This is a genomic window from Stenotrophomonas sp. PAMC25021, from assembly GCF_004795795.1.
Taxonomy (GTDB): Bacteria; Pseudomonadota; Gammaproteobacteria; order Xanthomonadales; family Xanthomonadaceae; genus Stenotrophomonas; species Stenotrophomonas muris.
Genome location: NZ_CP039255.1, coordinates 905,445 through 928,670, shown reverse-complemented (window position 1 = coordinate 928,670; position 23,226 = coordinate 905,445). Strand labels below are relative to the sequence as shown.

At 65.7% G+C, this 23,226-nt stretch carries 14 protein-coding genes; 9 read left to right on the top strand and 5 right to left on the bottom strand.

Going from position 1 to position 23,226, the window contains the following annotated elements; genetic code table 11:
• Positions 1-55: 55 nt before the first annotated feature.
• The gene (locus E5790_RS04410; RefSeq protein WP_032957799.1) at positions 56-1,669 is read left to right on the top strand and encodes an alpha-glucosidase family protein; all 1,614 of its coding nucleotides are present in this window, start codon (positions 56-58) and stop codon (positions 1,667-1,669) included.
• A gap of 211 nt (positions 1,670-1,880) precedes the next feature.
• Here the strand turns inward: E5790_RS04410 and E5790_RS04405 are convergent, their stop codons facing one another.
• Together E5790_RS04405 and E5790_RS04400 are read right to left on the bottom strand one after the other, a co-directional pair.
• Entirely contained in the window at positions 1,881-4,637 is a 2,757-nt protein-coding gene (locus tag E5790_RS04405; RefSeq protein ID WP_053494617.1) for a TonB-dependent receptor, read from the bottom strand.
• Positions 4,638-4,912: 275 nt separating this feature from the next.
• Positions 4,913-6,967 (bottom strand): glycoside hydrolase family 97 protein, encoded by a 2,055-nt coding sequence (locus E5790_RS04400; protein ID WP_111205829.1) that lies wholly within the window; start codon positions 6,965-6,967, stop codon positions 4,913-4,915.
• Between the two features lie 237 nt (positions 6,968-7,204).
• On the opposite strand from E5790_RS04400, the gene E5790_RS04395 reads away from it, so the two are divergent.
• The 5 genes from E5790_RS04395 to E5790_RS04375 all read left to right on the top strand — a co-directional run bounded on the left by E5790_RS04395 (position 7,205) and on the right by E5790_RS04375 (position 13,565).
• A complete protein-coding gene (locus E5790_RS04395) occupies positions 7,205-9,397 on the top strand; it encodes a Six-hairpin glycosidase-like protein (RefSeq protein WP_111205830.1) in 2,193 nt (730 codons plus the stop codon).
• A complete protein-coding gene (locus E5790_RS04390) occupies positions 9,394-10,881 on the top strand; it encodes an MFS transporter (RefSeq protein WP_111205831.1) in 1,488 nt (495 codons plus the stop codon). Before E5790_RS04395 ends, E5790_RS04390 begins: the two co-directional genes overlap by 4 nt.
• Positions 10,881-12,596 (top strand): alpha-amylase family glycosyl hydrolase, encoded by a 1,716-nt coding sequence (locus E5790_RS04385; protein ID WP_111205832.1) that lies wholly within the window; start codon positions 10,881-10,883, stop codon positions 12,594-12,596. Before E5790_RS04390 ends, E5790_RS04385 begins: the two co-directional genes overlap by 1 nt.
• Positions 12,597-12,718: 122 nt before the next feature.
• Positions 12,719-13,105, top strand: coding sequence for an SseB family protein (locus E5790_RS04380; RefSeq protein WP_032960680.1), 387 nt, complete (start codon positions 12,719-12,721; stop codon positions 13,103-13,105).
• 142 nt (positions 13,106-13,247) lie between these two features.
• The gene (locus tag E5790_RS04375; protein WP_111205859.1) at positions 13,248-13,565 is read left to right on the top strand and encodes a hypothetical protein; all 318 of its coding nucleotides are present in this window, start codon (positions 13,248-13,250) and stop codon (positions 13,563-13,565) included.
• Positions 13,566-13,680: 115 nt separating this feature from the next.
• Here the strand turns inward: E5790_RS04375 and E5790_RS04370 are convergent, their stop codons facing one another.
• From E5790_RS04370 to E5790_RS04360, 3 genes are all read right to left on the bottom strand, one after another.
• Positions 13,681-17,265 (bottom strand): M1 family aminopeptidase, encoded by a 3,585-nt coding sequence (locus E5790_RS04370; RefSeq protein WP_111205833.1) that lies wholly within the window; start codon positions 17,263-17,265, stop codon positions 13,681-13,683.
• A 12-nt stretch (positions 17,266-17,277) separates the two neighbouring features.
• Positions 17,278-18,180 carry an ABC transporter ATP-binding protein gene (locus E5790_RS04365; RefSeq protein ID WP_111205834.1) on the bottom strand — a complete coding sequence of 301 codons (903 nt, stop codon included), beginning with the start codon at positions 18,178-18,180 and terminating at the stop codon, positions 17,278-17,280.
• A 130-nt stretch (positions 18,181-18,310) separates the two neighbouring features.
• Positions 18,311-19,342 carry a LacI family DNA-binding transcriptional regulator gene (locus tag E5790_RS04360; RefSeq protein WP_136191701.1) on the bottom strand — a complete coding sequence of 344 codons (1,032 nt, stop codon included), beginning with the start codon at positions 19,340-19,342 and terminating at the stop codon, positions 18,311-18,313.
• Positions 19,343-19,633: 291 nt separating this feature from the next.
• Here E5790_RS04360 and E5790_RS04355 point away from each other — a divergent pair, with 291 nt between their 5' ends.
• The 3 genes from E5790_RS04355 (at position 19,634) to E5790_RS04345 (ending at position 23,225) form a co-directional block, all read left to right on the top strand.
• Entirely contained in the window at positions 19,634-20,206 is a 573-nt protein-coding gene (locus tag E5790_RS04355; RefSeq protein WP_043034165.1) for a single-stranded DNA-binding protein, read from the top strand.
• Positions 20,207-20,344: 138 nt separating this feature from the next.
• Positions 20,345-21,673 carry a site-specific integrase gene (locus tag E5790_RS04350; protein WP_136191700.1) on the top strand — a complete coding sequence of 443 codons (1,329 nt, stop codon included), beginning with the start codon at positions 20,345-20,347 and terminating at the stop codon, positions 21,671-21,673.
• Positions 21,660-23,225, top strand: a complete 1,566-nt coding sequence (locus E5790_RS04345; protein WP_136191699.1) for a site-specific integrase — start codon at positions 21,660-21,662, stop codon at positions 23,223-23,225. The genes E5790_RS04350 and E5790_RS04345 overlap by 14 nt, the downstream gene beginning before the upstream one ends.
• Position 23,226 lies beyond the last annotated feature (1 nt).

Below are 23,226 nucleotides of genomic sequence, written 5' to 3'. Positions count from 1 at the left end.
ATCAGGATTTCGGCCCGCTGCCGGCGGGTCCCGCATGCCCGGAGGGGGGCTGTCGATGTCGCACTATCCATGGTGGCGCGGAGCCGTCATCTACCAGATCTACCCGCGCAGTTACCTTGATGCCAACGGCGATGGCGTGGGCGATCTGCCCGGCATCATCCAGCGCCTGGACCACATTGCCGCGCTGGGCGTGGATGCGATCTGGATCTCGCCGTTCTTCAGGTCGCCGATGGCCGACTTCGGCTACGACATCGCCGATTACCGCGATGTCGACCCGCTGTTCGGCAGCCTGGACGACTTTGACCGCCTGCTGGCCAAGGCCCACGGCCTGGGCCTGAAGGTGATGATCGACCAGGTGCTGAGCCACACTTCGATCGAGCATGCGTGGTTCCGCGAGAGCCGCCAGGACCGCAGCAATCCGAAGGCCGACTGGTACGTCTGGGCCGACCCGCGCGAGGATGGCACCCCGCCCAACAACTGGCTGTCGCTGTTCGGCGGCTGCGCCTGGCAGTGGGAGCCGCGCCGTGAGCAGTACTACCTGCACAACTTCTTGGTCGACCAGCCGGACCTGAATTTCCATCACCCGGACGTGCAGCAGGCGACCCTGGACAACGTGCGCTTCTGGCTCGACCGCGGCGTGGATGGCTTCCGCCTGGATGCGATCAACTTCTGCTTCCACGACGCACAGTTGCGCGACAACCCGGCCAAGCCCGCCGACAAGCGGGTGGGGCGCGGCTTCAGCCCGGACAACCCGTACGCCTACCAGTACCACTACTACAACAACACGCAGCCGGAGAACCTGCCGTTCCTGGAGCGCCTGCGCGCGCTGCTGGACGAATACCCGGGGGCGGTCAGCCTGGGCGAGATCTCTTCGGAAGACTCGCTGGCCACCACGGCCGAGTACACCCGCGATGGCCGCCTGCACATGGGCTACAGCTTCGAGCTGCTGGTGGACGACTACAGTGCGGCCTACATCCGCGATACGGTCTCGCGCCTGGAAGCAGCGATGACCGAAGGCTGGCCGTGCTGGGCGGTGTCCAACCACGATGTGGAGCGCGCGGTCAGCCGCTGGGGCGGCCACCCCGCCGACCCGCGCCTGGCGCGGATGCTGGTGGCGATGCTGTGCTCGCTGCGCGGTTCGGTCTGCCTGTACCAGGGCGAGGAGCTGGGCCTGGCCGAGGCCGAGGTGCCGTTCGAGGCCCTGCAGGACCCCTATGGCATCACCTTCTGGCCGAATTTCAAGGGCCGTGACGGCTGCCGTACCCCGCTGCCGTGGACCGATGCACCGCTGGCCGGCTTCACCACTGGCCAGCCCTGGCTGCCGATCCCGGCCGAACACCGGGCCGCGGCGGTCGCCGTGCAGGAGCGCGACCCGCATTCGGTGCTGGCGGCGTTCCGCGCGTTTCTGGCCTGGCGGCATACCCAGCCGGCCCTACTGCATGGCAGCATCAGATTTCTTGAAAGCGCCGAGCCCGTGCTGCTGTTCGAGCGTATGCTTGCAGATGAAACCCTCCTGCTGGCCTTCAACCTGTCGGCCGAAGCGGTGAGCCATCCGCTGCCGCCGGGCAACTGGCAGCAGGTGGTGGTACCGGGCCCGGATGCGGGCACGGTGCAGGGCAATGAACTCCAGCTGCCGCCACGCGCGGTGTATTGCGCCCGACGCAGCTGACCGTTTTCTCCGGTGGCGGTACTTGCGGGGACGGGGCCGAAGCGCCCCGTCCCTTTTTTGTGGGTGGGCCTTGCCGACCAGCGGCCGGCATCCGCGCAAAGGAAAACCCGCTGCCTGCGCAGCGGGTTTCCGGTCCTGCTCCCTGTTTTCTGTTGCCGGCCAGCGGCCGGCACTACCGGGTCGGGGCTGCCGGGCAGGGCCCGGCGCTGCCTCAGAACTTGTAGTTCACGCCCAGCATGTAGGTGCGGCCCCATTCGATGTACTCCAGCGGGCGGTCCTTGCTGCCGGCGTAGGTGCGGTACGGCTCGTTGGTCAGGTTGCTGCCCTGCAGCAGCAGGGTCAGGCCACGCAGGGCGCTGCTGTCGCTGAAGGTGTAGCTGACCTGCGCATCGGTCACGTTTTCGCCGACGACATAGCGCAGGCTGCGGTTGCCGTTGAAGTTGCCGATCTCACCGATGAAGTCCGACCGGCGGCGCTGGCTGACGCGTGCTTCAAAACCGCTGCGCTCGTAATAGGCAGTGAAGTTGTACACGCGCTTGGACAGACCCGGCAGGCTGATCGGGTCACTGCCCACGCTGGAGGCGCTCTCCGGATCCAGGATGGTGATGTCGCTCTTGTTGAAGGTCGCGCTGGCCTGCAGGCCGAAGCCACGCAGGCTGTCGGTCAGCATGTCCAGCGGGAACGATGCGGTCAGTTCCAGGCCCTTCAACGTGCCGCCCTTGCCGTTCTGCGGCGCGGAGAAGGTGCCGGTGGTCAGCACCGGCGCGGTCATGCCCGGCGGCGGCACGTAGCTGCCCAGCAGCGCGGTGAAGTCGTAGTTGTCCACCGATTGGGTATAGACGTAGCTCTTCAGGTCCTTGTAGAAGATCGCGGCAGCCACGTAGGCCTTCTCGCCGAAGTACTTCTCATAGGACAGGTCCAGCGCGGTGGCGCGCCACGGATCCAGCAGCGGATTGCCACCACTGCCGCCCGGCCGGCCGGTGCCGGTATCCACGCCGAACTCCAGGCCGGCGCGCATCTGGTCCACGCGCGGGCGCGCGACCTGCTTGGCGGCGGCGAAGCGCAGCGTCTGCTGGTGGGGGAACATGAAGGCCAGGTTCAAGCTCGGCAGCCAGTCGTTGTAAGTGCGGCCGTTCGAATACGGCTGCACGTTGTTGCCGGCTGACTGCGAGCTGTCCCAGTAGCGCGAATCCGAGCTCTGGTCGGTGTGCTGCATCTGCACGCCGATGTTGCCGCGCACGCCCACTTCACCGATGTCGGTGTTGATGTTCAGGCGCGCCCAGGCGGTGGTGATCTTCTCTTCGACCGTCCACGACTTGGGGATCAGGTAGTCCAGGTTGTCGACCGGGTTGAAGGTCATGTAACGACCCACAGCGGCCGGTACGTTCCAGGCCGGGATGGTGCCGAGGCCGGCGAAGCCCAGGTCCACCGGACGGTACTGCAGGTCCGAGGCGATGTTGGCATCGCCCTGTGCGCCGAGCAGGATGTTGCCTTCGGACTGGGTCTTCACCTTGCGGCGGTCGGCATAGTTCACGCCGATGTCGATATCCGGTGCCCACGAGGCGATGGCATCAGGAAGGGCGATGGTGGCAGCCAGCTTGCCGCCCTTCAGGCGGTCTTCCACCTGCGGCACCTTGCCGTAGCCGGAGCCGTAGATCGTGTTGGTCAGGAACAGCGCATCGGGGTTGGAGTAGTTCAGGCCCGGTGTGATCTGCGAGAAGCCGTCCTGGCGGATCGACACGCCGACCGTATCCAGTTGCGGCATCGGGGTCAGCTGCAGGTTGTTTTCCAGGTTCAGCTCGTCGCGCGTGGCCTTGGAGTAGTTCAGGTCGGCGACCAGCTTGACGCCGCCGAAGTTGAACTCGTTGTTCCAGCCGAACGCATCGATCTTGTCCTTGCGCTTGTTGTACATGCCGCGCACCAGCGGATACACGCCGCTGGCGGTGCCGCCGGTGAACGAGCCGTTGGCGTTGACCTGCGGGTTGCTGACCAGCAGGCCCGGGGTGTAGTTGCCGTTGTAGTTGCTGAGGTTCAGCTCGAACTGGTTGGCGGTGTCGATCTGCTCGGCTTCGGTGTGGAAGGCATCGAAGGTGCTGGTCCAGCTGTTGTTCGGGCGGAACTGGATCGTGGCCATCACGCCGTCGCGCTTGTTGTTGCCGGTGCGGCGCAGCGCCTTGATGCCATCGGAGAAGTAGGTGCCGGCACCCACGCCCGGGCGGTCGCCCTTGTCGGTGTGCTCGGTGGTCCACGGCTCGTACAGGCCGACCTGGTTCTCCTGGATCGGCATGTCGCTGTGCGCATAGCCGATGGCGATGCCCAGGGTCTTGTCCAGGAACTGGTCGATGTAGCTGGCGCTGAAGCGGTTGCCGTACGGATCGGTGTTGGCGGCGCGGCCCAGCGAGCTCTTCTGGTAGCGGCCACTGACCGCGATCACGCGCTCGCCGAAGCTGAGCGGGCGCGCGGTCTGCATGTCGATGGTGCCTGACAGGCCCTGGCCGACCAGCGCCGCGTCCGGGGTCTTGTACACCGTCACGCCGTTGACCAGCTCGGACGGGTACTGGTCGAACTCGACGCCGCGGTTGTCGCCGGTGCTGACCACTTCGCGACCATTGAGCAGGGTGGTCGCGAAGTCCGGCGACAGGCCGCGCACGCTGATCACCTGCGCACGGCCGGCCACGCGCTGGGCGGCCAGGCCGGGCAGGCGCGAGATGGATTCGGCGATGCTGACGTCGGGCAGCTTGCCGATGTCTTCAGCGGAGATTGCCTCGACCACCGAGGTGGCGTCCTGCTTGACCGCGATCGCGCTCTCGATGCCGCGGCGGATGCCGGTGACCTGCACCGTATCCAGGTTGGTGGCGGCGGTGCCGGCCGGCGTGGTGGTGTTCTGCGTGGACTGTGCCGACGCCAGCGTCGGCGCCAGGACAACGGCCAGCGCGATGCTCAGCGCGCTGCGCTTGTGGTTCAACATTTTCCCCTCCCAGGCAATGTTGCAGATCGATTTGTGAGCGTTCCGGCGGGGCCGTGAACGTGCGACGCGGTGGCCGCTGTCGTCGCCGCTATGGTAGGCAGCGCGTTCTTCGCGGGAATCACCCTGCATACGTATTCAATGGCGTCTGCAGGGTTGTAATCGCTTTCAGGTGCCTTGTTCGGTAGAGCCGAGCCCATGCTCGGCTGCGTTTCGGTGCTACGCACCGCCGCCCGAGCATGGGCTCGGGCGCTACGGGAGCGCAGGTAGGAAAACGTTCAGTGGATGGGCGTGAAGCGAATGGCCTGCCCACCGCCCGGTGCCAGCACCAGCGTCAGTGCATCGGCACTGGTCACCTCGCGGGTTTCGCGTGCGAACGCGAACGGGTTGCTGCGGAAATCAGCGCCTTCACCATCGCGGTAGATCTCGGCGCGATAGCGCACGCCTGGCTCCAGGAAGCCCAGCGGTACCGGCAGCACGCGGCCGTGTTCGTCGGTGATGCTGCCGAGGAACCAGTCGCGGCTGTTGCGGTCGCGGCGCACGATCGTCACGTAGTCACCCACTTCGCCATCGAGCACGCGGCTCTGCTCCCAGTCCACCGCCACGTCCTCGATGAAACGGAACGCCTCGCGATGCTGCAGGTAGTGTTCGGGCAGGTCCGCGGCCATCTGGATCGGGCTGTACAGCACCACGTACAGGGCAAGCTGGCGGGCCAGCGTGCTGGGAATGGCCTGGCCGTGGCGGCCCTTCAGGCTGAGGATGCCGGGGGTGTAATCCATTGGCCCGGCCAGCATGCGGGTGAACACCAGGTTGACCTCATGCTCCGGCGGGTTCGGCGGCTGGCCCCAGGCGTTGTATTCCATGCCGCGCGCGCCTTCGCGTGAGATCCAGTTGGGATAGGTGCGGCGCAGGCCGGTATCCTTTATCGGCTCATGCGGGTTGACCGACAGGTGCCGGCGCGCGGCTTCCTGCACCACCTTCAGGTGGTGGCGGGCCATGAACTGCCCGTCGTGCCACTCGCGCCACAGTGGGCCCCCGGCCGGATTGCGGCGGTCGACCTGGCCGTCGTCGCAGACGTAGCCGGTCTTGAACTGGTCCACGCCCAGTCGTGCGTACAGGTCCAGCGCGGCGCCCAACTGGTCCTCGTAGTGCTCGATGGCGCAGCCGGTTTCATGGTGGCCGATCAGGTGCACACCCTTTTTCAGGCCGTACGCCGACAGCGCTTCAATGTCGAAATCGGGCGTGGCACGGGTGAAATCGAAGTCGTAGCCATTGCCCACCCAGTTGCCGTCCCAGCCCGGGTTCCAGCCTTCCACCAGCACGCCACGGAAGCCATGCGCGGCGGCGAAGTCGATCACCTTCCTGGTCTTGGCGGTGGTGGCCGCGTGCTTCGGTCCGGTTGCCCAGCTCTCGCTGTCCAGGTGCATCGACCACCACACGCCCAGGTACTTGGCCGGCTTCACCCAGCTCACATCGCCCAGCGCGTTGGGTTCATTGAGGTTGAGGATCAGGTCCGATTCGACCAGGCCACCGGCACGATCGGCGATCTGCAGCGTGCGCCACGGCGTGGCGAAGGGCAGGGTGCGGCGTACCTTCCAGCCTTCGGCCGAGGGCGACAGCTGCGCGCGCAGGCGCTGCCCCTCGGTGCGCCGCAGCCACATGCCGGCATAGTCCACCAGCGCGGCCTCGTGGATCGCCACGTGCAGGCCATCGCGGCTGCGCAGGGTCATCGGCGTATGCACCAGCGGCACTTCGCGCAGCGGCGTGTGCTGATACAGGTATTCGTAGTGGATCGGTTCGCCGGCGGGAATCCACCAGGCGGTTGATTCGGGCGCGATGGCGAATTCGGTCAGTTCGTCATCAATGATGGCTTCGCGCAGGTTCGGTTGCTCAGGGAACACATAGCGGAAGCCAAGGCCATCATCGTAGACGCGGAACACCACATCCAGCCGCCGCTTGCGGCCGGTGGTTTCAGTCAGCTGCACGGTCAGCTCGTTGAAGTGGTCGCGGGTGAGCCGGCGCTCGCCCCACGGCTGCTCCCAGGTGTCGTCGACGCTGCGCCGCTGCTGGCCCAGCAGGGCGAAATCGCGGTCCAGGCGACCGTCGCGCAGGGCAAAGCCAAGCTTCGAATCCTCCACCACGGTGTCGCCCAGGCGCTCGACACGGTAGCGGGCGGTGCCGCCGTCCAGCAGCAGACTGACCTTCAATACCTTGCCCGGCGATTCGACGCTGGCCACCTGCGGCGTGGCCTGTACCAGCGTGGACCACCCGATCAGGGCCAGCCCGAGCATGTGCGCGAACACCGCGCGTACAGCAGTGGATGACATCGGCAATTCCCCTCCCAAGGCGCCGTTGGCAGACCCGGACCATAAGCCAGCGCGGCGGGCGCGCCACCGCGCGATGCCATGAATACGTATGCAACTGGACGCAGCCGACAGCCCCGCGTCTACCATGGGGCCCAGGCACCTTGAGGGAGGGGCCGCGCCCGCCCGCCGGCAACGACGGTGCGGACCTACAACGCGTGCAGAGAGGGAGGGAGGCCGACGGGCGCAAGCCGGTCCGCCGCTTCGATGCTGAAGATCATTTGCCTGACCGCTGCCCTGGGGGCAGCGCTGGGATCGACCGCGCAGGCGGCCGACCTGCAATTCGACGGTCGCCATGCGCGCGCCGAAGCCGCTGCCAAGGGCAGCTTCGTGCTGCATGCGCCGAAGGGCGCAGTGCAGATCGCAGCCGCACCGATGCGCAGCCAGACCGGCAGCGTGATGTTCGATGCCCTGTTCGCGCTCGCCCAGCAGGAGATGTCCCAGGACCGCGTGGACGCGATCCGTGATCCGGCGTTCGACGAGGGCCGGCCGGTCCCGTGCGAGTGCTTCCAGACCGGTGCACGCTGGCCCTATGTGTGGACCCGTGATGTCAGCTTCGCCGCCGACCTGGCGCTGGCGCGGCTGGACCCGCAGCGCACCCGGCAGTCGCTGCAGTTCAAGCTGTCGGCAGCCCGTGACGGGCGTACGCCCGGCCTGTTCGTGGCGCAGGACACCGGTTCCGGCGGCAGCTGGCCGATCAGCAGTGATCGCGTGGTGTGGTTCCTGGCGGCACGCCATCTGCTGGAGGACCGAGCGTTTGCCGATCAGGTCTGGCAGGCGCTGCAGGGCACGCTGGCGCAGGACCGCGCGATGGTGTTCGACGCGCAGATGGGTCTGTACCGCGGCGAGACCTCCTTCCTGGACTGGCGCGAGCAGACCTATCCAGACTGGACCCGCGAGGACGTGCGTTTCATCGGTGATTCCTACGCACTGTCCACCAACGTGCTGCACTACCAGGCACTGCGCCTGGCCGAACGCCTGGCCGGGCAGCACGGCGATGCCCGCGCGACCGACTACAGGGCCTGGGCCGATGCGTTGGCGCAGCAGATCAATGCGCGCTTCTGGCGCGAGGATATCGGCCAGTACATGAGCTACATCGGCGAGGCCGCGCACCCGGTGCCGTACGCCAAGGTCGATCTGCTCGGCCTGTCGCTGGGCATCCTGGCCGAGGTGCTGCCGCCCGAGCGCGCGCGGCGTGCGCTGGCGGCGTATCCGATGGGCCCGGCCGGCAGCCCGGTGGTGTGGCCGCAGGAGGCGCAGCAGCCGATCTACCACAACCGCGCGATCTGGCCGTTCGTCAGTGCCTATTCGCTGCGCGCGGCGCGCCAGCTGGACGATGCACCGCGCATCGCCGCCGAGATCCGCTCGCTGATGCAGGGCGCCGCGCTGGCCGGTTCCAACATGGAGAACTACGAGCTGGTCAGCCAGGCGGTGCATGTTGACGAGGGCGTGCTGAGCGGCCCGGTGGTCAACTCCGAACGCCAGCTGTGGTCGGTGGCCGGCTATCTGTCGATGGTGGTCGAGGGCGTATTCGGCGTGCAGGACGATGGCCGCGTGCAGCCCAAGCTGCCGGCCGTGCTGGTGCCCGAACTGTTCGGCAATCAGCGCCGCATCTCCCTGGAGGCCGATGGCAGGCGTTATGTGCTGGAGCGACCGAAGCAGGTGGGTGATGGCCTGCTGGTGGCGGGCAAGGTGAAGACCCGTGGCGCCACCACCACCGTGCAGCTGGTGCCCGCCGCAGCGGCGCCACGCAGCGCGGCGACGACGGCCGGCGCAGATGCGCGCGCACCGGCCACGCCGGCCGCACCGCAGGTGCAACGCAAGGGCAGGGGCTGGAATGTCGTGGTCGCTGCCGGCCAGGTGCTGTGGCAGGACGGCCGGGCGCTCGCCGCCAGCAATGGCCTGGCACGCATCGGTGACGATGGCCTGCAGCATTGCCTCAGCCTGACCCGGCGCGACGGTGCAATTGAATCGCTGCACAGCCCGATGGTCTGCGTCGGTCCGCAGCAGCGACTGAAGGGTACGCAGCGCTGGCAGTTCACCTCCGCCAGGGCCGGGCAGGTGCGCCTGCGCCTGCAGTACCGGAATCCGAACGGGCCGATCAACACCGGCGTCACCGCTGCGGTGAAGCAGCTGGTGCTGCAGTGCCCGGGCCAGCCGTTGCAGCGGCACACCGTCACCCTGCCGCACAGCGTGGCCGTGCAGGACTCGACCTCGGCGACATTCACGGTGCCCAAGGGCCGATGCACGGTCACGCTTGAAGAAGGCTTCAACATGAGCGCGCTGCAGCACTTCGCGCACTACACCGGGGGCAAGGGCGGACGCGATGGCGTGCTCAACCAGGCCCAGGTGCAGGCGCTGATGGTGGCGCCGGTGGCCGCGGCAGAGGGCGCACGATGAATCGTACCGCCAAGCCGCAGCTGTCGTTCTGGCAGATCTGGAACATGTGTTTCGGCTTCCTGGGCATCCAGTTCGGCTTCGCCCTGCAGAACGCCAATGCCAGCCGCATCTTCGAGACGCTGGGCGCGGACATCGACGCGGTGCCCGGGCTGTGGATCGCCGCGCCGCTGACCGGCCTGCTGGTGCAGCCGGTGATCGGTTACCTGTCCGACCGCACCTGGACGCGCTGGGGGCGCCGCCGTCCTTATTTCATGATCGGAGCGGTGCTGACCACGCTGGCGCTGCTGGTGATGCCGAACTCGCCGACGTTGTGGATCGCCGCCGGCACGCTGTGGGTACTCGATGCTTCGATCAACGTGTCGATGGAGCCGTTCCGCGCCTTCGTCGGCGACCAGCTGGCGCCGCGCCAGCGTCCGGCCGGTTATGCCATGCAGAGCTTCTTCATCGGCGTGGGCGCCATCGTCGCCAGCTTCCTGCCGTTCATCCTGGCCCACTTCGGGGTCGCCAATACGGCCGCCGCAGGTGAGGTGCCTGATACCGTGCGCTATGCGTTCTACTTCGGCGCGGTGGTGCTGTTGGCGGCAATCACCTGGACGGTGGTCAGCACCCGCGAATACTCACCGGCGGAGCTGGCCGGTTTCGATGACGCCGAACCTCCGGCACGTCACGCAGCAGCGCCGATCAGCGGCCCGGCGCCCTGGGTGCAGGTGGCCGGATGGCTGGGGCTGGGCGTACTGCTGGCGCTGCTGATCACCTGGCGGCAGGGCGACCGGATGCTGTACGTGCTGGCCGGCCTGTGTGCCGGCTATGGCCTGCTGCTGGCGCTCGCGCGTACGCTGCCGGCCACGCACATGCTGGCCGCCATCGTCGGCGACCTGCGCGCGATGCCGGTCACCATGCGTCGCCTGGCGTGGGTACAGTTCTTCTCGTGGTTCGCGCTGTTTGCGATGTGGATCTACACCACCGCCGCGGTGGCTGGCGCCCACTTCGGTTCGACTGAACCAGAGTCGGCGGCCTACAACGAGGGCGCCAACTGGGTGGGCGTGCTGTTTGGCGCCTACAACGGGTTCGCCGCGTTGGCGGCGGTGCTGATTCCACTCATGGTGCGTGCGATCGGCCTGCGCTGGAGCCACCTGGTCAACCTGTGGCTGGGCGGTGCCGGCCTGGTCTCGCTGATGTTCATCCGCGACCCGCACTGGCTGCTGCTGTCGATGGTCGGCGTCGGTTTCGCCTGGGCGTCCATCCTCTCGCTGCCGTATGCACTGCTGTCCGACAGCGTGCCGGCATCGAAGATGGGCGTGTACATGGGCATCTTCAATTTCTTCATCGTGATCCCGCAGCTGGTGGCGGCCAGTGCACTCGGCTTCGCCCTGCGCACGTTGCTGGGCGGCCAGCCGATGCATGTGCTGGTGCTGGGCGGCTGCAGCCTGTTCATTGCCGGCCTGTGCGTGTTGTGGGTTCCGTCCCGTCCGGAGGTGGTGTGATGCGTGCTGCGTTGTCTGTTGCTGTTTCCTTGATGCTGCTGGCCGGCCATGCGGCGGCCGCGCCGCGCCCGGACTATGTGGGCACCACCGAACCGTTCGCCAGCGATGCGGTGTACTTCGTGGTCACCGACCGCTTCGTCAACGGTGATCCGTCCAACGATCACCGTGACCAGGGCGGCGTGCACCGCACCTTCGATATTCCGGTGCCATGCCCGGACAAGGTGGACGGCAACATCGGCTATCTCGGCGGCGACTTCCGCGGCGTGCTCGACAATGCGCAGTACATCCGCAACCTCGGCTTCGGCGCGGTGTGGATCACGCCCATCGTCGACAACCCGGACGAGGCCTTTACCGGCAGCAAGCCGATCAGCTGCACCAGCACGCTGACCGACCGCGGCAAGACCGGCTACCACGGGTACTGGGGCATCAACTTCTACAAGCTCGATGAGCACCTGCCCAGCAAAGACCTGGATTTCGCCGGGCTGACCAAGGGCCTGCACGGTGCCGGCTTGAAGGTGGTGCTGGACATCGTAGGCAACCACGGTTCGCCGGCCTGGACCATGCCGACACGGCAGCCGCAGTTCGGGCAGATCTTCGACAAGGACGGAAAACTGATCGCCGACCACCAGAACCTGCCGCCGCAGGAACTGGATCCGAAGCACAACCCGCTGCACGCGTTCTACAACAGCATTGGACCGGTCGACAGCAAGGACGGCTCGATCTTCGATGGCAACCTTGCCGAGCTGTCCGACTTCAACCAGGACAATCCGGCGGTGATGGACTACCTGGTCGGTGCTTACCTGCAATGGGCCGCTCAGGGCGTGGATGCGCTGCGCATCGACACCATCGGCTGGTTGCCGCACCCGTGGTGGCATGCCTTCGTCAAGCGTATCCGCGCCGAGCACCCGGGCATGTTCATGTTCGGCGAAGCGTTCGATTACGATGCCGCGCGCATTGCAGAGCACACCTGGCCGGCCAACGCCAACGTCAGCGTGCTCGACTTCCCGTTGCGCGGTGCGCTGGAGCAGGCGTTCGGCACCGCCGGCAAGGGCTTTGAAACCCTGGCCGAGCCGCTGCACCTGAGGGGGGGGCCGTATGCCAACCCGTACGAGCTGATGAGCTTCTACGACAACCACGACATGCCGCGCCTGCAGGCCAGTGACAACGGCTTCATCGATGCGCACAACTGGCTGTTCACCGCGCGCGGCATTCCGGTGGTCTATTACGGCTCGGAGACGGGCTTCATGCGTGGCCGTGCCGAGCATGCCGGCAATCGCGCTTACTTCGGCCAGCCGCGTGTGGATGCTGCGCCGAAGAGTCCGATCTTCGCGCCGCTGCAGCGTATCGCCCGGCTGCGCGCAGCCACTCCGGCGCTGCAGCGCGGCCTGCAGGTGAACGAGCGCCTGCAGGGTGATGAGGCGGTGTTCTTCCGCGTGCTGCAGCATGGCGAGGTGGCGCAGACCGCGCTGGTGCTGCTGAACAAGGGCGACAGTGCGAAGACCTTCACCGTGGCGCGGTACGTCCAGGCGGGCCGCTGGCGTGATGCGCTGGACGGCGGTTCGTTGCAGGTGGATGCTTCCCTGAAGGCCGAAGCGCCGGCGCACGGGGTGAAGGTGTACGTGCTCGATGCCGCCGTGCAGCAGCCGGCGCTGCAGGCCGAGCTGGACAAGGCGATGGCCGACCAGCGGGCGCGGGACGTGCGTCTGGGGCGGTAGTGCCGGCCGCTGGCCGGCAACCCATGAATCCATGGCACCTTCAGGTGCCGGCCAGCGGCCGGCACTACCGGGGTGACCATATCCGGCACAATAGGCCCCCCCTCACGCCCCGCCGTATCGCCATGACCGACCTCGCCCCGCAGACCCCGATCGAAACCCTGCTGAAGGCGGCGATGGACGGGTCGGTGCCGATCCGCGCCTTCATGGAGGCCTTCGTCGCCTCCGAGGTGGTACTGCTGACCGGCAGCCTGGTGACCCCCGATGGCAGCGGCTTCGACCCGCTGCTGTTCGACAAGCAGGGCACCCTGCACGTGGCCGTGTTCACCGATCCGTCGCGGGTGGGCATCTACAGCCAGCAGGCCGAACACCAGATCCGCTGGCGGATGCTGGACGTGCTGCGCCGCGTGCCGGGTGGCTACGGCGTGGTGATCAACCCGGGCACTTCGCTGGGCTTCGAGATCTCGCCCAGCGGCGTCGGCGAGATCCTGAAGGACTTCGCCCAGGGTTGATTGTCATGTAGAGCCAAGCCCATGCTCGGCTGCCGTTCGCGCAATGCCGGATCAGTCGAGCACGGCTCGATACTACAGAGAGCTTCCCTTCGGGCACCGTACGTGATCCCCTTTGGACTACATCGGGATCGAGGCACTCTCCATGGAATTCAGCGAATCACCCGCCGACGCACCGGCACGATCACGCCATTCCCGCTCCGCACTGGTCTTCCTGTTCGCGGCCATCGTCGCCGCACTGGTGTTCATGCCTGTTCTGCGTGCGGTGGGCATGGTGCTGTGGCCGGTGTTCGCCATTGCCTGGCTGATCAACCTGGGGGCGGCCTGGCATCTGGGCCAGTGGGCGCGCCAGCAGGGCCGTCCGGCGTGGGCATTCGGGTTGCCGGCGGTGCTTGGCACCGTCGCCTCGATCGTGGTCTTCGTGCTGCTGGCGTTGCTGGGGCCGAAGGCCCCGGTGCGCTGAACCTTCGCGGTTGTCGTGGACGGTGTGCGGGGCATGGCTCGGCACTACAGCAAGGCCAAGCCAAGCCCGCACGCGTCGCGCGGAGCACCGGCACATCGGCCGGCGCCCCGTTGCTTCACATCGTCACTTTGCGCCGGTTGTCATCGCTCACCCGGTCGATCAGCTTGTTGTAGGGATCGAAGCCTGCTTCGTCCGGCTTTTCATCCACCGTCACCGTGATCTTCGGCGCGGCGCTGGTGATGTGGTGGCGCTGCAGGTACAGCACCTTCTGGTCGCGTTCCTTGCCCGACGGGCCGGTGGCGAACACGCCGATCTCGACCCAGTCATCCATCTTCGCGTCGCTCTCCCTGCCCTTGCCATCGGCGTACTGCTTGGCGGCATGCAGGTCCAGGGTCACGTCGTAGCGGCCGTCAGCACGTTTGCGGGCGCTGGCGGCCATCACCCGGTTGTCGTAGAAGCTGATCTTCTCGAACAGGTCGGTGACCAGCTGCTGGCGGTCGGCCGGGGTCTCGGCGCGGATGTAGCCCAGCAGCTCGCGTGAGGTGGTGTACGGCGGCTGCTGGTAGCCCTTGTCCTGCAGGAAGCGCTTCAACGCACGGTTCAGCGCCTGCTCGCCGATTTCCTCGCGCAGGCGGTAGAACACCAGCGAACCCTTCTGGTAGTGGATGTACTGCTGGTTTTCCACGCGTTCCAGCGGCTGTTCCTCGATGGCTTCGCCACCGCGGCCGGACAGGTAGCCGTCCAGTTCGCGCTTGAGGAACTGGCGCATGTGCTGGCGGCCGTATTCCTGCTCCATCACCATCAAGGCCGAGTACTGCGACAGCGATTCGGACAGCACGGTCGCGCCCTGCACGTTGGCGCCGATCACCTGGTGCGCCCACCACTGGTGCGCGATCTCGTGCGCGGTCACGTAGAACACGTAGTCCACCTTGTCCGGGTCGCGCAGGTCGGCGATGAAACCGATGGCCTCGGAATAGGGGATGGTGTTGGCGAAGGACTGCGCGAAGCGGGCATAGCCCGGGAACTCGATGATGCGTACCTGGCGGTGCTGGTACGGGGTGAAGTTCGCCTCGTAATAGGCCAGCGACTTCTGCACCGCCTCGATCATCCGGTCCACGTTGTAGCCGTGCGCCGGATCGAAGTAGACCTCGATCGGGATGTCCTTGTACTTCGCCTTGCGCACCTCCCAGCGTGCCGATAGATAGGCATAGAAGTTCAGCATCGGCCGGTCCATGGCGTAGCTGAAGCAGCGCCGGCCGTTGACCGTGGTCTCGCGCTGCAGGTAGCCCGGGGCCAGCGCCACCTGGTCTGGTGCGGTGCAGACCGTGGTGCGGAAGTCGAGCCAGTCGGCATCGTTGGCAATGTACGTGTTGGCGCGCGCCGCTTCGTCCTCCAGCCTGGGCATGCGCCGCGGCTCACCCAGGCCGCGCTTGCGCCGCTCGTTGCGGTCGCTGATCTCGGCGCCCTCGTTGTAGCCGAACGAGGGCAGCACGCGGCTGTTGAAGAAGGTGCCGTTGTCCACGATGTTGCTCGGCGCCAGCCCGGCGGTGATGCCGTTGGGTTTCTGCACCACCCGGAAATGCACGCTGCGGGTTTCGCCCGGCTGCAGCGGCTTCTGCAGGCGGTAGATGCGGTAGCCGAGATCGGCATCGTGCAACGACAGCGTCTGCCCACCCAGGTCGACGTCGACCAGCTGCTTGTCATCGCCCATCGAGACATGCACGTCCTGGATCGGCGAGGCATGGGTATTGCGCACCGTCCAGTTCGCATCGATCACCATCGACTGCGATTCCGGGAACAGGTCCACGCGGTTGTCCACCGCCACGATGCGCGGCTGCGGCTGGGTGCGGTACTTCGACAGCTCGCGCTCGTAGCGGGCCTGCAGGTCCAGCTGCTGGTCGGGCGAGATGAACTCGTTGCGGATATTGGTGCTCCAGTACAGCCAGCTGCCCACGCCGGCGAAGGCCAATGCCGCAAGTCCGGCGAAGACGCCGGTCGGGCCGCGCAGGCGGCGGCCGGCCAGGGCCAGGCGCTGGCGCAGGCCCTGGCTGACACCGCGCACCCAGAGCGCCGATGCCAGGCACATCAGGGTCAGCAGGAACAGCGCCCAGTAGCCCTGGAATGCCAGCTGCCCCGGCAGGAAGTGGCCGTAGCCGTTCATGTCCGAATAGGGAGCGTTGGGCCAGCCACCGAAGGTGTACAGGTTCTGCGTGTAGTCCAGCATGCCGAGCACGCCCTGGCCGATCATCACCACGATCAGCAGCGCGTAACCGACGAACTTGTTGTTGGTGAGCACCTGCAGCACCATTGCCAGGCCCCCCATCAGGATGTAGATCACCGAATCCAGCGCCAGGCTGCGCAGGTACAGCAGCGGCTCCAGGTGGGTGTAGCCCTTGACCAGCTGCACGCCCATCGCCGCCAGTGCACCGGCGGCCTGGAAGCAGATGATCACTGCCAGCAGTGCGGTGAACTTGGCCAGCAGCGGTACCCAGTTCGGCACCGGCATGGCATCGGTCACTTCGTTGATGCGCGCGCTGCGTTCCTTCCACACCAGCTCACCGGCGAAGAACAGCACGATGATCACCAGCAGCCAGCTGAAGGCCCCCTGCAGGCCCATGATCATCTGCGAGGTGACCGGCCAGATCGAGGTGCCGTACAGGGTCTGCCGGAACAGCGCGTTGGGCAGGAAATTGGCCAGGCCCAGCACCAGCAGCACGATGAACGGCACGCTGCGCAGGACGCCGCGCGTGTCGAAGCGCACCTGGCGCAGGAACTGTTGCCACGCGGTGGTCGCGCTGAATGCCGGTACCACGCGCGGCAACGGGTTGCGGTTGGGCCGGAGGGCGGCGGCGTCGGCAACCGGCTGCGCCTGCCGGCGGCCCCAGCGACGACGGCCGCTGCCGCTGCGCTCGGTGCGGAACAGGGCGAACGTGGCGGCGAACAGCAGCGCCGTCACACCCAGCCACAGGGCACGGTTGGCCAGCAGGTAGCCCGCCAGGCCGGGAACGCCGCTGTTGTGCTCGGCGGTGGACCAGTAGCGGATGGTGCGTGACAGGGCGCGCATGCCCAAAGGCTCGCTGAGCACCGCCAGCCAGGTGTTGTCGATGTCGCGCAGCACCGCCGCGCTGGCGCCGAACAGGACCAGGTAGGCCACCAGCCCGATGTAGACCCACAGGATTGAACGCGTGACCGCTGCCAGCAATGACAGCAGCGCGGTGGTGAACAACAGGTTGGGAATGACGATGACCGCAAAACTCCAGGCATAGCCCTGCCAGCTGATCGGCCCCATGCGCTCGGCGTCCACCCAGGGCATGAACGGTGCCAGCCAGAGCCCGAAAGCGACCAGCAGGTAGAACAGCAGGCCGGTAGCCAGGGCGGCGGCGATGCGGCCGGCCAGGTAATCGCGGCGTTGCACCGGGCTGGCGAAGATCAGCTCGGCGGTGCCCAGTTCGAAGTCACGCAGCAGCGCATTGCTGACGAACAGGGCGGTGACCAGCATGCCGAGCAGGGTGAAGATGCCCAGCATCTGCGCGATCACGGTGGGCGCGTTGCTGTGCACGTTGCCGCTGCCACCACCGATCTGTACGGCGTCGCTGGACGCAGCGGCGAAGGCGAGCAGGGCGAACAGCCCGGCCAGCAGCCACAGCAGCGGGGAACGCAGCTGCTCGCGCAGCTCGAAACGGAAGAAATCGAGGATCATGGCGTGCTCCGCTCAGGCTGCCGCGCGAGCACGGGCCTGCAGGCGCAGGCGCTGGAAGTACACGTCTTCGAGGTCGGGAGCCACGGCCGCAAAGCCGTCGCCGGGGTCGTTGGCGCTGTGCACATGGATCACCGGGCGGCCACCGACCAGACGGGTCGACAGCACCACGTAGCGCGCTTCATGGTCGGCCAGCTCCGAAGGATCGACCTGCTTGCGCCAGACCTGGTGCTGCAGGGCGTTGATCGCTTCGCTGGGGCGGCCGGTCAGCAGCACCTGGCCCTTGTTCATGATCGCCATCGTCGGGCACAGGTCGGTCACGTCCTCGACGATGTGGGTGGACAGGATCACCGCCACGTTCTCGCCGATCGCCGCCAGCAGGTTGAGGAAGCGGTTGCGTTCCTCCGGGTCGAGGCCGGCGGTGGGCTCGTCGACGATCACCAGCCGCGGGTCGCCCAGCAGCGCCTGGGCAATGCCGAAGCGCTGGCGCATGCCGCCGGAGTAGGTGCCCAGCTTGCGCTTGCGGGCATCCCACAGGTTCACCTGCTGCAGCAGCCCATCGACCACCTCGCGGCGCTGCGCGCGTTGGGTCAGGCCCTTGAGCACTGCGAAATGCTCCAGCAGGTCCAGCGCGCTGACTTTCGGGTACACGCCAAAATCCTGCGGCAGATAGCCCAGCCGACGGCGCACGGCGTCCTTGTCGCGCAGCACGTCGATCGACGCCTCACCCGGAATGCTGAGCGTCGCCGTGCCGCTGTCGGCCTCCTGCAGGGTCGACAGCGTGCGCATCAGCGAGGACTTGCCGGCGCCGTTCGGGCCGAGCAGGCCGAACATGCCGCGCGGGATGTCCAGGGTGACGTTGTTGAGGGCATGCACGCCGTTGGCGTACGTCTTGGACAGCGAATCGATCTTCAGCATGCGACGTACACCTTTCCCTGGGCGATGTCTGCGCGTTATCCGCGCATCGGCGTCCGTGCGCATCCGCCGTTGGTCATGGGGGGAGAATCCCGCCGTCGTGCGTTGGCCAGCGCGCCGGCCCAGCGGCGCCTTACCCGCGCAGGGATGATTCGCGCACCACCAGCTTCACCGGGATGCTCTGGCTGTCCACCGGCTGCCGGCCGATCAGCGCCAGCAGGCGTTCCACCAGCAGCTGGCCGGCCTGCTTGGTGTCCTGCTGCACCGTGGTCAGCGCGGGGGATACCGAAGCGGCCAGCGGGATGTCGTCGAAGCCGGTCACCGCCACGTCCTGCGGCACCCGCAGCCCGGCCTCGCGCAGGGCGCGCATCGCACCGATGGCGATCAGGTCGCTGGCCGCGCAGATCGCATCGATCGGCTCGCTGCGCGCCAACAGGGCCTGGCAGGCTTCCTGGCCGGAGGCTTCAGTGGTGATCGCATCGTGCTGCAGCGCCGGTTCGGCGGCCAGGCCGTGGTCCTGCAGGGCCGCGACGTGGCCGCGGTAGCGCTCCTGGAATTCGGGGTAGTGGCTGGAGGCATGGCCGAGGAAGGCGATGCGGCGGCAGCCCTGCTGCAGCAGGTGGGTGGTGATGTCATGCCCGCCCTGGAAGTTGTCGCTGCCGATCGAGACACCGGGCTGGCCGGGCAGGGCGGCGCCCCAGCGCACGAAGTGCGTGCCCTGTTCGACCAGCCGCTGCAGGCGGTCGCGCGATTCGTGATAGTCGCCGTAGCCGAGCAGGATGATGCCGTCGGCCTTGTTGCTGTCCTCGTAATCGGCCTGCCAGTCGGTGGACAGCTGCTGGAACGAGACCAGCAGGTCCTGCCCGTGCAGGGCGCAGGCGCGGGTGATCGAGCCCAGCATCGAATGGAAGAACGGGTTGATCAGCGAGTCGTCGTTGGTCGGGTCCTCGAAGAACAGCAGGGCCAGCGTGCCGGCATTGCGCAGGCGCAGGCTGGAGGCATTCTTGTCGACCTTGTAGTTCAGCTCGCGGGCAATGCGCAGGATGCGCTCACGGGTCTCGGCGTTGACCATCGGGCTGCCACGCAGGGCCCGCGACACGGTCGGCTGGGAGACCCCGGCCAGGTGGGCGATGTCCAGGGAGGTGGCTTTGCCTTTGATCGTCATGTGTGGGCGGAGCGGGCATGTGGGAGGTGCCCGGGCATGATGCCATGCGCAGACGCGAATGCCCCTCCGGGCGTCGGCCTGGGCGCAGGTAAGTTATTGCCGGACAAGGAAATCAGCCTGATCCTTCGGTGCGGTCGGGGTCTCCTGACCGGGCGGAAGGCGGCGGCAATGGTAAGATGCGTCGTTCTCGCATTCCCCCAAATTTCACCAGGGGCGGCTCAGCGTACTGCACCCCGCCCGGGGCTGTGCTATCACTGGCGGTCTGCCCCTGGACAACGGACGAAGGTACCTATGGCGCGCGGCATCAACAAAGTCATCCTGGTCGGCAATCTCGGCAACGACCCGGACGTGAAGTACACCCAGGGCGGCATGGCGATCACCCGCATCAGCCTGGCCACCACCAGCGTCCGCAAGGACAAGGATGGCAACCAGCAGGAGCGCACCGAATGGCACCGCGTGGTGTTCTTCGGCAAGCTCGGCGAGATCGCCGGCGAGTACCTGCGCAAGGGCAGCTCGGTCTACGTCGAAGGCAGCCTGCGCTACGACAAGTACACCGGCCAGGACGGCGTGGAGAAGTACTCCACCGACATCATCGCCGATGAAATGCAGATGCTGGGCGGTCGCGGTGAAGGCGGTGGCGGTGGTGGTGGCAACTACGGCGGCGATCGTCCGCAGCGCCAGCAGGCGCCGCGCCAGGAGTATGGCGGTGGCGGCGGTGGCCAGCGTGGCGGCCAGGGCGGTGGCTATGGCAACCAGGGCGGCAACCAGGGCGGGGGTTACGGCAACCAGGGCGGCAACCAGCGCCCGCAGCCGCAGCAGGCGCCGCCGATGGACGACTTCGCTGACGACGATATTCCGTTCTAGACCACACTTTGTCGAAAGAGTAGATATAAACCGAGGAGGAGCCCTTTTTAGGGGGCTCCTCCTTTTTTTTTACCTCCTCGACCCGGTAAGAAAACCGGGTATAGTCATGCATACGTGAAATCAGGCGAGCAAGGGGTTATGCCCAAGCTGTCGGTCCATGTAATGCAAAGCGGTGAGCGAGTTCCCATGCTCCAAGACGAGCTGGGGCTGCCGCTGTTCTATCCCACACTGTTCGCGACCTCGCAGCTACGAAATGCCGGGGTCGCTGTGAACACCATTCGCAACAAGCTTGCCGATCTCATGGTGTTGCTGCGTTGGGAGGCCACGAGTCGTCGGGATCTGGTTTCGGAGTTCCGGGACGGGCTCTTTCTGACCATCGCGGATGTGGTTTCGCTACGGGATTTCGCCAAGCTTGATATGCGGAACTGGAAGCTCGATGAAGCGGGCATGGAAAGGCCAAGCGGTCGAGTCTTGGAATTTTTGGAGGCAAGGCTTGCTTCGAGCCAAGCGCGACCCGCAATTGGACCGCAACAGCATTTCAATCGTCTAACCACGTTTGCCGACTATCTGGAATTCACGGCCAGCATCGTTACCCAGCCCAAGGCCTCCCCCCAGATAGCGCAAGAAATTGCGAGGATGGCTTCCGCCATGCGAATGCACGGGCCGCGTGGTCTGGCAAAGCATCGTGAGGAAGAGCCAGAACGTCGCTCGCCACCTACCGATCTCGTGAATCGGTTTATGGCAGTGGGGTCTGAGCATGATCCAAGAAATCCGTTCAAGCATCCAGAAATCAGGTTGCGCAATGCAATCATCTTCGGCCTACTGAGGCATACCGGTATGCGGCGCGGAGAGCTGTTAAGCCTTCGTCTCGACCAAATTGACCTGGGACACGAGCCTCTTGTTTGGATCAGGCGCAATCAAGATGACAAGCATGATACTCGACGTCATCAGCCCGTCGCCAAGAGCAAGGAACGGCCACTTCCGCTGCCGGATGAGCTCGCCGAGCAGCTCGGCCGATACATGCTGCAGGTACGTGCGCCCATCACTCCTTCAAGGCGGCACCCATATCTTCTAATCTCGCACCGGAAGGGAAGTACTTGGGGTCAGCCTCTCTCCATCTCTGCCCTAAATAGCCAGATTTTCGGTCAAATGCGTGCAGTGGACGCGGACTTCGAAGGGATACATCCCCATGCATTCCGCCACCATTTCAATTATGAGCTGTCCGGAAGTATCGACGAGCACAATGCAAAGGTTCGATCGGGTGCCGCAAGTGAAGGTGCCGTGCCGATCAGTGAGCATCGAGAGTTGGATGTAAGAGCGTTCCTAAACGGGCATCGCCATAGAGCCTCCGGTGCGGCGTACAACCGCCGTCATGTTCGCGAAGCAAGCCACAAGGCGGCTCGAAATCTGCAATACGAGATCATACGCAAGGCGGCGACCAGCGAGGACGGCGATGAAACCAGTTGAGTCTAGGTCTCTCGGAAATAACGGACGGGCCGTTCTCGAAGCGGTATCTAAAGATGGGTACTCCTTCAATCCTTCGCACAGCCACTGGCGTTTGAACAAGGATGTGCAGCTGTCACTAGTTCTTCCGGCAACGATAATGCCAGCTGTTGAGGCTGGCTTTCGAGCTGCGCTGATGCGCTATGCCGAAGAGGCGTCAGCAAGGCACTGCGAGAACATGGCCACGCGATTCAAGCGATACCTTCGGGACACCGGCGCGTTGCAGGTTTCGGTGGCTGACCTCATGAACTGGCGCGCCATCCTGGGCGCGCACGAAGAATGGCAGCTGGGAGGATTGAAGGGTTTCTTGCTGGCATGGTACGACTATGGCTTTGGCGGCATCTCCAAGGACGTTGTCGACCTCTTGCAGGGTTGGCGAATTCAAGGAAATGAAAAGGGGGCTGGGGTCGCCAGCGGTTGCCCCGATAGTGGGCCTTACACTGACCTGGAGATGGCAGCTCTTTTCGACTGGGCAAATCTGGCAGTTGCGCGTAGGAGCATCTCTCTAGACGACTATGCATACTTGCTGGCGCTGGTAATGACGGCGCGCAGGCCGGTGCAGCTTGCTGCACTTCGAGGACGCGACCTGATCCGTGACGAAAGCAACGGTACTGAGAGCTTCAGCCTTCGAGTTCCTCGCGCTAAGCAACGCGGACTCCGATTTCGGGGCGAGTTTCGCACCCTTGCCATCATCGAAGATCTCTACCTGGTACTTCAGCAGAGCCATCGTCGCTCCCTTGGTTTGGCCGGCAAGGCGGTTGGGCAGGCGATACATCCAGAATTAGCGGGCGAAATCCCGATCTTTGCCAATCAGGAGCGTTTGGCCAAGGTGACCAGTGTTCGCGAGCTTGAGCGGCTTCTGATGGGAAACGCGCCGGATCAGCTACACGCCACGACGTCCTCCCTTTCATCGGCCCTGCAGCGTTGCGCGAGGGCGTCGACAGCTCGCTCGGAACGGACCGGTGAGTTCATCCGTCTATCCGCAAATCGCTTCCGGCATACGCGAGGAACAAAGCTCCGTCGAGACGGATTCGGTGCTTTCGTGATCGCAGAGCTTCTCGATCATTCGGACGTCCAGAATGTAGGGATCTACACCCAGAACACAGCGCAGGAAGCAGTAGTAATCAACGAACTTGTTGGGGCTCAGCTAGCGCCGTTCGCCCAGGCCTGCCTTGGTACGCTGGTCACCACTGAGAGGAACGCGATCCGGGGGGACGATCCCAGGAGTCGGGTGCCGAATGACCGCCAGAATGCGGTTGGCACCTGCGGTAGCTATGGCTTCTGCGCAAGTGGCTACCGCGCTTGTTACACGTGTAGCCACTTTCAACCTTGGCTTGAAGGTCCTCATGAGGAGGTCCTGGTGGATCTTTACGCTGAGAAAGATCGCGCTCGATCTGCTGGGTGTGCCGAAGTTGTGGTGAACGCGAACGACCAGCTTATCTTGGCCGTTGAACACTGTGTCTTGCTCTGCAGGGATGCAAGGCTGCGTTCTCAAACAGTGCTGACGCAGGAGTAGC

What these genes read in the sequence shown, in the direction of transcription:
- E5790_RS04370 (WP_111205833.1), bottom strand. Translation starts at nt 17,265, where the DNA reads ATGATCCTCGATTTCTTCCGTTTCGAGCTGCGCGAGCAGCTGCGTTCC.
- E5790_RS04380 (WP_032960680.1), top strand. Translation starts at nt 12,719, where the DNA reads ATGACCGACCTCGCCCCGCAGACCCCGATCGAAACCCTGCTGAAGGCG.
- E5790_RS04375 (WP_111205859.1), top strand. Translation starts at nt 13,248, where the DNA reads ATGGAATTCAGCGAATCACCCGCCGACGCACCGGCACGATCACGCCAT.
- E5790_RS04355 (WP_043034165.1), top strand. Translation starts at nt 19,634, where the DNA reads ATGGCGCGCGGCATCAACAAAGTCATCCTGGTCGGCAATCTCGGCAAC.
- E5790_RS04405 (WP_053494617.1), bottom strand. Translation starts at nt 4,637, where the DNA reads ATGTTGAACCACAAGCGCAGCGCGCTGAGCATCGCGCTGGCCGTTGTC.
- E5790_RS04385 (WP_111205832.1), top strand. Translation starts at nt 10,881, where the DNA reads ATGCGTGCTGCGTTGTCTGTTGCTGTTTCCTTGATGCTGCTGGCCGGC.
- E5790_RS04410 (WP_032957799.1), top strand. Translation starts at nt 56, where the DNA reads ATGTCGCACTATCCATGGTGGCGCGGAGCCGTCATCTACCAGATCTAC.
- E5790_RS04345 (WP_136191699.1), top strand. Translation starts at nt 21,660, where the DNA reads ATGAAACCAGTTGAGTCTAGGTCTCTCGGAAATAACGGACGGGCCGTT.
- E5790_RS04360 (WP_136191701.1), bottom strand. Translation starts at nt 19,342, where the DNA reads ATGACGATCAAAGGCAAAGCCACCTCCCTGGACATCGCCCACCTGGCC.
- E5790_RS04395 (WP_111205830.1), top strand. Translation starts at nt 7,205, where the DNA reads ATGCTGAAGATCATTTGCCTGACCGCTGCCCTGGGGGCAGCGCTGGGA.
- E5790_RS04350 (WP_136191700.1), top strand. Translation starts at nt 20,345, where the DNA reads ATGCCCAAGCTGTCGGTCCATGTAATGCAAAGCGGTGAGCGAGTTCCC.
- E5790_RS04390 (WP_111205831.1), top strand. Translation starts at nt 9,394, where the DNA reads ATGAATCGTACCGCCAAGCCGCAGCTGTCGTTCTGGCAGATCTGGAAC.
- E5790_RS04365 (WP_111205834.1), bottom strand. Translation starts at nt 18,180, where the DNA reads ATGCTGAAGATCGATTCGCTGTCCAAGACGTACGCCAACGGCGTGCAT.